The 12797-nt window shown below is 67.1% G+C and carries 12 protein-coding genes; 1 reads left to right on the top strand and 11 read right to left on the bottom strand.

Annotated features, from left to right (window positions below; all coding sequences use genetic code 11):
• Positions 1-9: 9 nt before the first annotated feature.
• Both AABA51_RS01670 and mtnA read right to left on the bottom strand, forming a co-directional pair.
• A complete protein-coding gene (locus tag AABA51_RS01670; RefSeq protein ID WP_338273779.1) occupies positions 10-666 on the bottom strand; it encodes a class II aldolase/adducin family protein in 657 nt (218 codons plus the stop codon).
• Positions 663-1766 carry an S-methyl-5-thioribose-1-phosphate isomerase gene (mtnA, locus tag AABA51_RS01665; protein WP_338273777.1) on the bottom strand — a complete coding sequence of 368 codons (1104 nt, stop codon included), beginning with the start codon at positions 1764-1766 and terminating at the stop codon, positions 663-665. Before mtnA ends, AABA51_RS01670 begins: the two co-directional genes overlap by 4 nt.
• A 191-nt stretch (positions 1767-1957) precedes the next feature.
• Here mtnA and AABA51_RS01660 point away from each other — a divergent pair, with 191 nt between their 5' ends.
• Positions 1958-4213 (top strand): hypothetical protein, encoded by a 2256-nt coding sequence (locus AABA51_RS01660; protein ID WP_338273774.1) that lies wholly within the window; start codon positions 1958-1960, stop codon positions 4211-4213.
• A gap of 15 nt (positions 4214-4228) precedes the next feature.
• Here the strand turns inward: AABA51_RS01660 and AABA51_RS01655 are convergent, their stop codons facing one another.
• The 9 genes from AABA51_RS01655 to AABA51_RS01615 form a co-directional block, all read right to left on the bottom strand.
• Positions 4229-4684, bottom strand: coding sequence for an SRPBCC family protein (locus AABA51_RS01655; RefSeq protein WP_338273772.1), 456 nt, complete (start codon positions 4682-4684; stop codon positions 4229-4231).
• 14 nt (positions 4685-4698) lie between these two features.
• Positions 4699-4827: a hypothetical protein gene (locus tag AABA51_RS01650; RefSeq protein ID WP_338273770.1), complete on the bottom strand. Its 129-nt coding sequence runs from the start codon at positions 4825-4827 to the stop codon at positions 4699-4701.
• Entirely contained in the window at positions 4824-5594 is a 771-nt protein-coding gene (locus AABA51_RS01645) for an XdhC family protein (RefSeq protein WP_338273768.1), read from the bottom strand. Before AABA51_RS01645 ends, AABA51_RS01650 begins: the two co-directional genes overlap by 4 nt.
• Positions 5591-6772, bottom strand: coding sequence for a vWA domain-containing protein (locus AABA51_RS01640; RefSeq protein ID WP_338273766.1), 1182 nt, complete (start codon positions 6770-6772; stop codon positions 5591-5593). The genes AABA51_RS01645 and AABA51_RS01640 overlap by 4 nt, the downstream gene beginning before the upstream one ends.
• Positions 6769-7638, bottom strand: coding sequence for an AAA family ATPase (locus AABA51_RS01635; RefSeq protein ID WP_338273764.1), 870 nt, complete (start codon positions 7636-7638; stop codon positions 6769-6771). The genes AABA51_RS01640 and AABA51_RS01635 overlap by 4 nt, the downstream gene beginning before the upstream one ends.
• Positions 7639-7728: 90 nt before the next feature.
• Complete coding sequence (locus AABA51_RS01630; protein WP_338273762.1) at positions 7729-10152, bottom strand: aerobic carbon-monoxide dehydrogenase large subunit; 2424 nt, start codon at positions 10150-10152, stop codon at positions 7729-7731.
• Positions 10149-10640 (bottom strand): (2Fe-2S)-binding protein, encoded by a 492-nt coding sequence (locus AABA51_RS01625; protein ID WP_338273760.1) that lies wholly within the window; start codon positions 10638-10640, stop codon positions 10149-10151. Before AABA51_RS01625 ends, AABA51_RS01630 begins: the two co-directional genes overlap by 4 nt.
• A 15-nt stretch (positions 10641-10655) precedes the next feature.
• The gene (locus AABA51_RS01620) at positions 10656-11510 is read right to left on the bottom strand and encodes an FAD binding domain-containing protein (protein ID WP_338273758.1); all 855 of its coding nucleotides are present in this window, start codon (positions 11508-11510) and stop codon (positions 10656-10658) included.
• A 134-nt stretch (positions 11511-11644) separates the two neighbouring features.
• Entirely contained in the window at positions 11645-12790 is a 1146-nt protein-coding gene (locus tag AABA51_RS01615; RefSeq protein ID WP_338273755.1) for an MHYT domain-containing protein, read from the bottom strand.
• Between the last annotated feature and the right edge of the window lie 7 nt (positions 12791-12797).

Here is a 12797-nt window from a genome sequence, read left to right as displayed (position 1 = left end):
AACTCCGACCTAATCGGCCTTGCGCGCCTGAACACCGTAGCTGGCGAAATCGCGCGCCACCTCGGCGATCTCCGCCTCCGGCAGGACATGGCCACCGCCGATCTGCAGGACATGCCAATATTGCTGCGCCAGTGCTTCGAGCTCGAAGGCAAGCCATGTCGCCCGCGTCAGGTCAGGACCGACCGTCAGCATCCCGTGATTGGCCATCAGGCAGCCATTCAGCCTCCCCAGCACGCGCAAGATCGCCTCGCTCAATTCCGCCGTGCCGTAGCGCGCGTAATCGCAGCAGGGGATTTCCGAAGCCCCGAAGGCCGCGATCATGTAGTGGATCGCGGGGATCGAGCGGCGCGCAATAGCCAGGATCGTGGAATAGGTGGCATGGGTATGCACCACCGCCCCCACCTCGGGCCGGGCGCGCAGGATGTCGCGGTGAAACCGCCATTCGGACGAGGGTTTGAGCGGACCCTCCCACGTGCCATCCCCCGCAAGCGGCATCCGCGCGATCATCTCGGGACGCAGGTCGCCATAGGCCACCGCCGATGGCGTGATCAGCATCACCTCGCCCCAGCGCGCCGACAGATTGCCGGATGCACCCCGGTTCAGCCCCCGCGCGTCCAGCTCGCGGCAACGCTCGACCAGTTCGGCGCGCAGGCTGTCCTCGGTCATTCCGCAGCCCGTGCCGCATGTTCGGGGAACATCGCCGCCAGCCCCTCGGCACTGGCGGGCGCGATGCCGCGTTCCGTGATCAGCCCCGTCACCAGCCGCGCGGGCGTGACGTCAAAGGCGGGGTTCGCCCCCGGCGTCGCCTCGGGCGCGATCCGCACCTGCCGCACCTGCCCCTGCGCATCGCGGCCCCAGACCTGCGTCACTTCCTCGGCGCTGCGTTCCTCGATGGGGATTTCGGCGACCCCGTCCTGCACCCGCCAGTCGATGGTGGGCGAAGGCAGCGCGACATAGAACGGCACGCCGTTGTCATGGGCCGCCAGCGCCTTCAGATAGGTGCCGATCTTGTTGCACACATCGCCGCGCGCCGTGGTCCGGTCGGTGCCCACGATGCACAGATCGACCTGGCCATGCTGCATCAGATGCCCGCCCGCATTGTCCACGATCAGGTGATGGGGAATGCCATGGCTCGCCATTTCCCAGGATGTCAGATGCGCGCCCTGGTTGCGGGGGCGGGTTTCATCCACCCAGACATGCACCTCGATCCCCCGTTCCACCGCCTGGTAGATGGGCGAGGTCGCGGTGCCCCAGTCGACCGTCGCAAGCCAGCCCGCATTGCAATGGGTCAGGATGTTGACCGGCCCCGGTTTGCGGGCCGCGATCGCCTCGATCAGGGCCACGCCATGTTCCCCGATCCGGCGGTTGATCTCCACATCCTCGTCGCAGATCGCCGCCGCGCGGGCAAAGGCCGCCGCGCGCCGCTCACCGGGCGGCAAGGGGGCCAGCACCGCGCGCATGTCGTCCAGCGCCCAGCGCAGGTTGATCGCGGTCGGCCGCGTCGCATGCAGCACCGCGCAGGCATGGTCCAGCGCCCCATCCGACGCATCCTCGACCATCTGCAGCGCGATACCATAAGCCGCCGTAGCCCCGATCAGCGGCGCACCGCGCACCCACATGTCGCGGATCGCCGTCGCGGCCTCTTGCATCGTCCGCAAACCCACCACGGGGAAGTCATGCGGCAACCGCGTCTGGTCGATGATCCGCACCGTCCGCCCATCGGGATCAAGCCAGATCGACCGATAGGGAATGCCGTTGACCTTCATCGCAATTCCTTTCCGCACGTCACCGCCCGACCCTAGCAGGTCCGGCCCCCGGCTTGAATAGACCCCCGGCCCCAAACCCCGGCCCCAAACCCCAGCCCCAAACCCTTGGCACAGCCTTTGCACTTCGCCCCCCGTGACCGGTCCGGCCCACGGGACCGCCCGGTTCTTCCGCTTGCCAGAAGGGTAACGCCATGGGTGACATGCTCCGGTTTCTCGACCTCACGTCATGGGTCGCAAGTGGCGACACCGTGTCCGCCGCGCTGTTCCAGACCAATGTCGTGCAATCCTCCAACACCGGCAGACCGTGGTTTTCCGACAGCGCCGACACCGCGCTCGGCACGCCGACCGAGGCGGTTCAATCCGCGCTCGCGCATTTCGACATCGCTACAATCCGCTTTCCGGGCGGGGAAACCGATCTCGTCTTCTCGGCCGGATTGCTGCCTGACGGTGCGCTTGCCCCCAACATCGTGAACATGCTCGATTTCGCGCAAACCCATGGGCTCTCGGTCGACATGGTCCTTCCCGTGGACACGCCCGACGGCTTCAGCCGTGCCGAATTCCTGTCCCAGGTCCGGGATTTCGCCATCGCCGTCGAAGCCCGGTTTCCCGGCGTGGTCGGTGGCTACGAACTGGGCAACGAATACTGGGGCGGTCGCCTTGCCCGGGACGCCAGCCTCGAATTCGACTATAGCCACAAGGCCGGACAGGTCGCCGCAGCGCTTTCCAGCGGTTTCGAGACGGCGGGCACGGATGCCGACATCTACCTGCAGGCGGCGGGCAACCTGCGCGGGGCCTTCGGCAACAACCCCGATGCCGCCAATGCCCGGATCCAGCGCGGCGTCGACCAGACCGAGGGCGCGCGCGATGCCATCGACGGGATCATCCGCAACAGCTACTGGCGCGACCCCGAAACCGACGGGTTCGAAAACGACAGCGGCCTTTTTGCCGAGGATCGCGGGCTGGAACAGACCCTGCACGGCACCGCCCACGCCTGGGAGACATGGGCCGGTCGCGACCTGATCCAGCGGGTCGGCGAATACAACATCAACCGCAACATCGCGCTGGGGGATGATCGTGTCGACATCGGCATCCACGGCGCCTCCTACCTGCTCGAACATGTGGAAAACATGATCGATGCGGGCGTGGACCAAGCCTTTGCCTGGCCCCTGTCCCACAACACCCAGAACGCCTATCTCTTCCGCGACGAGGACATCGCAACCACCCAGGTCCATGGCCTCGACATCGCCACCAACACGACGCGCGCCGCGATGCTGGACCTCCTGCGCCAGACCCTGCCCGGCCACGAACTGGTGACGGGAAGCTGGACGATGTCCCCCGCAGCCGGCGGGGCCGACAATGATGTCGAGGTGACGCTTTTCGAGAATACCGGCGGCGAACATCTCGTGTTCCTCTCCTCGCGGTCGGATCAGCCGATGACGATCCGGGCCGATCTGTCCGATTTCGTGACCGAATTCGACACATTGCGCGCCATCTCGATCCGTCCCGCCGAAACCGGGGGCAACCTGCGCGATGCCATCGTGACCGAGGTCGCGCCGATCACCCATGGCGACAGCGCCATCGTCGAACTTGACCTCCAACCCTACGAGGTGGTCCAGCTCCGCTTCGACCGCTTTCCCGACGCCGAACCGGCCCTCGCCACCGCCGCCCCCGGCCTGCTCGCCACGGCGCTTCCCGCCGAACCCTCCGCCCAGGACGATCTGCCGGGAAACAGGCTGCGCGGCAGCGACACCGATGACCGGCTCGCGGGCACATCGGGCGATGACCTCCTGCGGGGCGGCAGCGGAAAGGACACGCTTTTCGGGGGCCAGGGGGCCGATACGCTCCAGGGCGATCTGGGCCATGACAGGCTTGATGCCGGACGCGGTGCCGACTGGCTCGATGGCGGCCATGGCCGCGACACGCTTATCGGCGGCGCGGGCAATGACACGCTGATCGGCGGCGAAGGGCACGACGTCTTCGTGCATTCCCATCCGGGCCGGGGTTTCGACGTGATCCTCGATTTCGAGATCGGCACCGACAGCCTCGTCTTCGATCACCCCGCCTTCACCGGCCCCGATGCGCTCCGCTTCGTGCCCTATCTCAGCGATGATGTTCCCTCGACGCTGATCCGCTTTACCGGGGCGGATGGGGCCGTCGACCGCTCGCTGGGCGGGATCGTCCTGCACGGGGTCGAAAACCCGACCGTCGACCAACTGAACCCGGTCTTTCCCGCCGAACCGCTTCAACCCGAACCGGCACCCGACATGACCCTGCCCATGGCCGAACCCGCCCCGGTCTCGCTCCTGTCCCTGCCCGCCCCCGCACCACAGCCAGCGGCCGAGGATGACGGCTTCCTGCACAAGATCCTGAGCCTCTTTTCCATCGACCCGGCCCAGCTCATGCCCGATGACGAGGCCGAAGATATCCTCGCCCTCGCCTTCGCCTGAAACAGGCGCGGTGGCTCAGGCCGCCGCGTCCGACGCCTCGAATGTCGCCGCGAATTTCTCGAAGAACGTGGCCGACAGCTTGCGTGCCGTGCTTTGCACCAAACGGCTGCCCAGCTGCGCCAGCTTGCCGCCGATCTCGGCCTTGGCCGCATAGCTCAGCGTCGTCACCCCATTCTCCTCGGTCAGGGTCACATCGGCCCCGCCCTTGGCGAAACCGGCCGTGCCGCCATTGCCCTCGCCCGTCAACGAAAACCGCTCCGGCGCGCCCGCCACGTCGAGCGTCACCTTGCCCCCGAACCGCGCCTTCACCGGCCCGATCTTGAGCACCACCTTGGCTTCCATCTCGGTCGGCGAATGCAGGATCAGCTCCTCGCAGCCGGGAATGCACTGGCGCAGGATCTCGGGATCGTTCAGCGCCGCATAGACACGCTCGCGCGGCGCGGGGATGACGATCGTATCGGAAAGTTCCATGGTTCTTGTCCTCTCTAGCAGCAGGGAAACCTGATCCGCGCCAGCGCCTCGGCCTGCGCAGGGGTCAGGGGTGGGAAAAGCCGGGCCAGAATGCCCGCCTTGCGGTCGGGGGCAGCGGCCTCGGGGGGCGGTGCCTCGCTCATGGCTCCTGCCCCATCCGGCGGCGCGCGACGATCTGGGCCAGGATCGACAGCGCGATTTCCTCGGGCGTCGCAGCCCCGATGTTCAGACCCGCAGGCGCGACCAGCCGATCCAGCGCGCCCGCCTCCGCCCCCTCGGCGGCAAGCTTGGCCTTGAGCGTCGCGGCCTTCTTCGGGCTTCCGACAAAGGCGACAAAACCCGCAGAACTCGCCAGCGCCCGGCCAAGCGCCAATGCATCGCCACGGCCCTGGGTTGCGACCACGACATAAAGCGCGCGCGCCCCGTCCCCCTCGGGCAGATCGCCCGCCACGCGGAAATCGAACCCCCGCGCCAGACCCGACAGCGCGCGCGCCACCGGACCATCGCCCATCACGACCAGATCGGGCGAGGGCACGAAAGGTTCCACGTAGATATCCAGCGACCCCTTGCTGGCGCAGCCGTTGCGTTCATAGACCATGCCGTCGCGCACCTCGCAGGGCTCCACCCCTTCGGCGGCCAGACGCTCGTCCGGGCGCAGCGCCACCAGCACGGGCTCGTTGCGCTCGATGGCCTTGCGCGCCGCGCGCCCGATGGCCCCCCGCGCGCAGCCGCCACCGACCCACCCCTCCAGGATCTCGCCCTCGGCGGACACGATGGCCTTGGCGCCCGCCTTGGCCGATGTGGCATCGCGCGTGCGCACCACGGTCGCGATCGCATGCGGTGTGCCATCGGCGCGCAACCGGCGGCGGGTTTCGTCCAGCGCATCCATGTCGGGTGGGGCCATCTTCATTTCCGGTCAAGCTCCTCGGCCAGCGCGGCGATGCGCTCCAGCGTGTTGGCAGGGTGAAATGCGTCGAGATGGGGCAGGGCCGCCGCCATGCCGCGCGCGACGGGCGCGTAATCGGCCCAACCAGCAAGCGGGTTCAGCCAGACGATCCGGCACCCCCGGCGGCGCAGATCGGCCAGCGCCTCACCGATCCCCTCGCCCCGGCCCGTGTCATAGCCATCCGACAAGATGAACACGACGCTCCGCCCATCGACGAAACGGCGCGCATAGGTCCGGGCGAACCGGCCCAGGTTCTCGCCGATCTTCGATCCGCCCCCGAAGCCGTCGGACAACAGCGTCAACCGGTTCAGCGTCCGCATCGGGTCGGGGTCGCGCATCGCGTCCGTGATCCGCACCAACCGCGTGTGAAACAGATAGGCATCCGCCGTCGCGTCATGGCGCATCAAACCGACAAGGAACGCCAGAAAGGGCCGCGCATAGGCCACCATCGACCCCGACACATCGCACAATGCCGCGATACGGACAGGTCGGTCCGGCCGCGCCCGGCGCGGCAGGCGCAAGGGCTCGCCCCCCGTGGCAAGGCTTTGGCGCAACGCGCGGCGCAGGTCGATCTGCGCCCCCTTGCGCGCCGCCCGCCGCCGCCGCGACCGCCGATCCTTCAGCGCGCGGCCCAGCGCCTCGGCCACCCGTTCAGCCTCCGCGATATCGGCGCGGCCCACGATGTCGCGCAGGTCCTTTTTCATCAGGCTGTCGACCCGGGTGGCGACCAACCGCCCCTCGCCGCCGCCCTCGGCCTGCCCCTCGTCGCTGCCGTCGGGGGCATGCTTTTCGCCCGCCCCTGCCGCCTCCGGCCCATCTGCCACGTTGCTGCTGCGCGTATGGGACAGGTTGGCCTCCCCGCCCGGGGCCATGCGGCTGGCCACCCGCCCCCCGTTCAGCCAATAGGCGTCGAACATCTCGTCGAACCGCCGCGCCTCATCCGCCGATCCGGTGCAGACCGCGCGCAGCGCCATCCGCGCCTCGGCCGGGTCGGTGGCACGAACCTGCGCAAGTGCTGCCAGGGCCGTTTCCGCCTCGCCCACGCCCAGGCGCAATCCATTGCCCCGCAGATGCGCGACAAAGCCCGCCACCCGCGCCGCAGGCCCCGCATCACGCGTCGCGAATTTCGTGACCCGGCTCACGCCGCCACCCCCGCCAGACGTTGCGCCACCTCGGTCGTGAACCCCGCCCTGTCGCGCTGCGTCTTGAGGAGCGTGGCAAGGCTCGCCTGCAGGATCGCGGGATCATCACTCAGGTCATTGACCCCCAACCCCGCCAGGGCCGCGGCGAAATCCAGCATCTCGGCGATGCCCGGCTTCTTCTCCAGTTCTTCGCGCCGCACCGCCTGCACGAAGCCCACGATCTGCCCCGCCAGCCGCGCCTCGATCTCGGGGCAACGGGCGGCAAGGATGGCAATCTCGGTCGCGCGGTCGGGGTAATCGACATGCGCATACAGACAGCGCCGCCGCAACGCATCCGACAGATCGCGCGTCCCGTTCGCCGTCAGGATCACGATGGGCCGTGCCGTGGCGGCGATGGTCCCCAGCTCGGGAATGGTGATCTGGAAATCCGACAGGACCTCCAGCAGATAGGCCTCGAATTCCTCGTCCGCCCGGTCGATCTCGTCGATCAAGAGTACGGGCGGCACATCTTGCGTGATCGCCTCCAGAAGCGGCCGCTTCAGCAGGTAATCCTCCGAGAATATCCGCGCCTCGACCGCGCGGCCCGTCTCGGCACTGGCGCGGATCGCCAGCAATTGGCGCTGGTAATTCCATTCGTAGATGGCGTGGCTCGCATCGAGCCCCTCGTAGCATTGCAGCCGGATCAGCCTCGTGTCCCGCGCCATGGCCAGCGCGCGGGCGACCTCCGTCTTGCCGACACCTGCAGCGCCCTCCAGCAGCAGGGGACGGCCCAGCGCCACGGCCAGCGCCAGCGCCATCGCCAGATCGGGCGGCGCGACATAGCCCTGACGGGCCAGATCGGAACGGAGGCTCTGCCAATCTTTCATGAGATCCCTCTGGGATGGGCAGGGCGATGGCCGCCCTGCCTTTTCGCGCATGGGATGGGGCGTGGGGTGGGGTTCTACCCCACCCCCGCGTCACCCATGCAGGCCCAAACCGTTGGCGATCTTCCAGATCCGCCAATGGTCATGCGGCATGTGGCTCTGCCGCAGCCCAAAGGCGCGGAAAGCATCATGGACCGCATTCGAAAACGCCGGCACGCCGCCCACGTTCGGGCTTTCGCCCACGCCCTTGGCCCCGATCGGGTGATGGGGTGACGGCGTCGTGGTGTGATCGGTCGTGTAATGGGGCGTTTCCCAGGCCGTCGGCACGAAGAAATCCATCAACGTGCCGGTCTTGACGTTGCCCAGCTCGTCATAGGCGATCTCCTGGCCCATCGCGATGGCCAGCGCCTCGGTCAGACCGCCATGCACCTGCCCCTCGATGATCATCGGGTTGATCCGGGTGCCGCAATCATCCAGCGCATAGAATTGCCGGATCTCGTGCACGCCCGTATCCACGTCGATCTCCATCACGCAGATATAGGCCCCGAAGGGATAGGTCATGTTCGGCGGGTCGTAATAGCTGACCGCCTCAAGCCCCGGCTCCAGCCCTGGAATGGCCTGGTTGTAGGAGGCAAAGGCGATCTCCTTCATGGTCTTGAAGCGCTCGGGCGCGCCCTTGACCACGAAACGGTCGACATCCCATTCCAGATCGTCGTCATGGACCTCGAGCAGGTAGGCCGCGATCATCTGCGCCTTGGCGCGGATCTTGCGGCCCGCCATGGCCGTGGCCGCCCCCGCAACCGGGGTAGACCGCGAGCCATAGGTGCCCAGACCATAGGGCGCGGTATCGGTGTCGCCCTCCTCGACCGTGATCGAATCCGCGGGCAGGCCGATCTCGGTCGCAAGGATCTGGGCGAATGTCGTCGCATGCCCCTGGCCCTGGCTGATGGTCCCCAACCGCGCGATGGCCGATCCGGTGGGATGGATGCGGATCTCGCAGCTGTCGAACATCCCCAGCCCAAGGATATCGCAATTCTTGACCGGCCCGGCCCCCACGATCTCCGTGAAATGGGTCAGACCGATCCCCAGCAGCTTGCGCGTCTCACCCCGCTTGAAGGCTTCGACGCGCTCGGCCTGCTCCTTGCGCAGCCCCTCGTAATCGACCGCCTTCAGCGCCTTGTCCCAGGCCGTGTGGTAATCGCCGCTGTCGTATTCCCAGCCCAGCGCCGAGTGATAGGGGAACTGGTCCGCCCGGATGAAGTTGATCCGCCGCAGCTCGGCCGCGTCCATGTCCAGCTCGATGGCCAGGATCTCGATCATGCGCTCGATGAAATAGGCCGCTTCCGTCACGCGGAACGAACAGCGATAGGCCACGCCGCCCGGTGCCTTGTTGGTATAGACCCCATCGACAGCCAGATAGGCGGTCGGGATGTCATAGGACCCGGTGCAGATGTTGAAGAACCCGGCGGGGAACTTGGTCGGGTCGGCACAGGCATCAAAGCCGCCATGGTCCGCCGTCACATGGCACCAAAGCCCTGTGATCTTGCCCTCCTTGGTGGCCGCGATCTTGCCCTTCATCCAGTAATCGCGGGCAAAGGCCGTGGTCATCAGGTTGTCCATCCGGTCCTCGACCCATTTCACCGGCTTGCCGGTGACGATGGAGGCCACGACCGAACAGACATAGCCCGGATAGGCCCCGACCTTGTTGCCGAAACCGCCACCGATATCGGGGCTGATGACGCGGATGTTGTGCTCTTCGATCCCCGAGATCAGCGACACGACCGTGCGGATCGCATGGGGTGCCTGGAACGTGCCGTAAAGCGTCAGCTTGCCGTTCACCTTGTCCATGCTCGCGACACAGCCGCAGGGCTCCAGCGGGCAGGGATGGGTGCGGTGGTAATAGACCATCTCTTCGGCCACCACGTCCGCGCCGGCCAACACCGCCTCGGTCGCGTCCTTGTCGCCCTGTTCCCAGGTGAAGATATGGTTGTGATGCTTGCGCGGCCCATGGGCCCCGGTCATCTTGCCTTCCAGGTCCTCGCGCAGGACGGGCGCATCGGGCGCCAGCGCCTTGAACGGGTCCACGACCACCGGCAGTTCCTCGTAATCCACCTCGACGGCCTCGATCCCGTCGGCGGCGGCATAACGGTCGGTCGCCACGACAAAGGCGACCTCCTGCCCCTGGTACAGAACCTTGCCATCGGCCAGCACCATCTGCTTGTCGCCCGCAAGCGTCGGCATCCAGTGCAGGCCGAGCGGCGCAAGATCGGCCGCCGTCAGAACGGCCAGAACGCCCGGAACCTTCAACGCCTCCTCGGTATGGATCGCCTTGATCCGCGCATGGGCATAGGGGCTGCGGACGAAATCGCCGAACAGCATGCCGGGCAGCTTGATGTCATCGACATAATTGCCCTTGCCCTGGGTAAAGCGCGCATCCTCCACGCGCTTGCGCTGCGAACCCACGCCCTTGAGCTTCTCGACGCGGTCCTCGCGGCTGATCGGGGTCTGGTCGGTCATTCCGCGGCCTCCTGGCTGGCATTCATCACCGCCGCAGCGGCCAGAATGGACTTCACGATGTTCTGGTAGCCCGTGCAGCGGCACAGGTTCCCGGCCATGCCGAACCGCACCTCCTCCTCGCTGGGGCTCGGGTTTTCCTGCAACAGGCGATAGGCCCGCGTGATCATGCCCGGCGTGCAATAGCCGCACTGCAACCCGTGGTGTTCCTTGAACATCTCCTGCAGCACATGCAGCTTGTCGGGCGATCCAAGCCCCTCGACCGTGGTGATGTCCTTGCCCGCCACCTGCGCGGTGAAAACGGTGCAGGATTTCACCGACCGCCCGTCGATATCGACGGTGCAGGCCCCGCAATGGCTGGTCTCGCAGCCGACATGCGGGCCGGTGATGCCCAGCTGCTCGCGCAGCGTGTGGATCAGCAATTCACGCGGTTCGGCCAGAACATCCTTCGTCTCGCCGTTCACTGTGATCTGGTAATGGTGCTTGCCCATGGCTTGCCCTCCCCTTCAGGCGCGCGATACGGCGCGCTCGATGGCGCGGCGGATGATGACGGCGGCGACATGCCGCTTGAAATCGACCGGGCCGCGATTGTCCTCGGTCGGGTTGATCGCGGCACTGGCCGCAGCCACGGCGGCATCCACCGCCGCCTTGTCGCAAGACGTGCCGATCAGCGCTGCGCCTGCCTCTTCCGACCAGATCGGCGTGTCGCTCAGATTGGTCATCGCGATCGAGGCCGCGGTGCAGCGCCCGCCCTCCATCGTCACCAGCGCGGCACAGGCGGCGGTCGCGTAATCGCCGATCTTGCGCTTCTGCTTTTCGTAGGCGTAGCCGCCCATGGGCGCGTCAAAGGAAATGGCGGTCAGGATCTCGTCATCCTCCCGCGCGGTCATGTAGGCCGCCTCGTAATAGTCGCGGGCCGCGACCTCGCGGCTGCCCTCGGGCCCGGTCAGATGCAGCACCGCACCCAGGCATTGCATCAACCCCGGCATGTCGTTGCCCGGATCGCCATTGGCGACATTGCCGCCCACCGTGCCCATGTAGCGCACCTGCGGATCGGCGATCTGCAACGCCGCCTCGCGCAGGATGGGGGCTGCCTCGGCCAGCGCGGCATTCTCGATCAGCTCGTGCTGGGTCGTCATCGCCCCGATGGTGACGCGCCCGCCCTCGATGCGGATGCCGGACAGGTCCTTGATGTCCTGAAGATCGATCAGATGCGAAACCGCGGCCATCCGCAGCTTCATCATCGGGATCAGGCTGTGGCCACCGGCCAGAACGCGTGCCTCGTCGCCATGCTCCGACAGGAGCGCAAGCGCCGACGCCACGTCTGCCGGTCGATGGTACTCGAACCGTGCAGGTATCATGTTTTCCTCCCTCGTGCGCGCTATTGACGCACCCCGGGAAGGTGTAGACCCGCCATCCCGCCCCAAAAGCGGGAAATGAACGACGCGGGATGCGCGGTTCACGAACTGCGAAATGCCCGCACGAACTGCGAAACCTACAGTCCCAGCACCTCACGGACCTCGGTCAGGCGCGACCGGCTCACCGGAACCTTGCCCAGCGACGCGACCCCGTCAAAGAACACGACGCCCGTGTCCTTGCGCCGCTCGAACCCGGTCACATGCGCCGGATTGATCAGGTAACTGCGATGCACCCGCAGGAAATCGGTCCCCTCCAGCCGCTTTTCCGCCTCCGAGATCGACCACGGGCACAGCGCCCGCTCCTCGCCGCGATAGAGAATCGTGTAATGCCCCTCCGCCCTGATCGCCGCGACCCCCGCAGGGTCCGCGAACAGCACCCGCCCCTCCCGCTCGTAGGGGATGGGCTGGAACCCCCGCGCGGGCTCGACCGGTTTCGCCGCGACCACCACCGGCTCCGCATCCGCGCCCACCCGCTCGGGCATCGGCGCCTCGGGCAGGGCCGCCGCCACCGCCTCCCCCTCGGGAAAGAACGTCGCCCCCGCCAGCAAAAACGCCCCGCAGATCCCGAACGCCGCCAGCGTCACCACCATCGCCAGGGCTTCGTTGCCCAGGATCAGATCGAACCCCGACAGGTCCGTCTCGAAGAATTGCGTGGTCCCCACCGCGATGAAATGCAGCGCCACGACCGCGACAGCGAAACAGACCGTCCCCATCAGCACGTTGCGCCGCGTCCGGTCCCAATAGGCGATCCAGACCGCCAGCGTCGACAGGACCAGCGAAATCGCCCCCGCCAGAACCAGCCCCCCCGGCGTATAGGCCGCGCGACAGGCCTGCATCCCCGCCATGCCGGTGTAATGCATCCCCAGGATCCCCACGCCCAGGATCACCCCCGCCGCCGTGATCCGGGCAGGCGTGCGGCGGCGGAAATGCAGCACGATCAGCGCCAGCCCCACCACCAGGATGCCCAACAGCGCCGAAATCAGCGTGATCAGCGGATCGTAGAAAAACGGGATCGGCAGCTGCAGGCCCAGCATCGCCACGAAATGCATCGACCAGATGCCGCCGCCCAGCACGATGGCCGACATGGCGACCCGCAGCTTGCGCTGCCCCTCGGGCACACGCGACAGGCCGCGCGCCATCGACAGGCCCGTGAAACCAGCCATCAACGCGATGGCGAAAGACGCAAGGACAAGCCACGCGTTATGCGAATACTCCAACCCCACGACCTCG

The organism is Roseicyclus marinus (assembly GCF_036322625.1).
GTDB lineage: Bacteria > Pseudomonadota > Alphaproteobacteria > Rhodobacterales > Rhodobacteraceae > Roseicyclus > Roseicyclus marinus_A.
The sequence above is the reverse complement of the archived record's forward strand: the minus strand, read 5'-3'. Positions and strand labels throughout refer to the sequence as shown.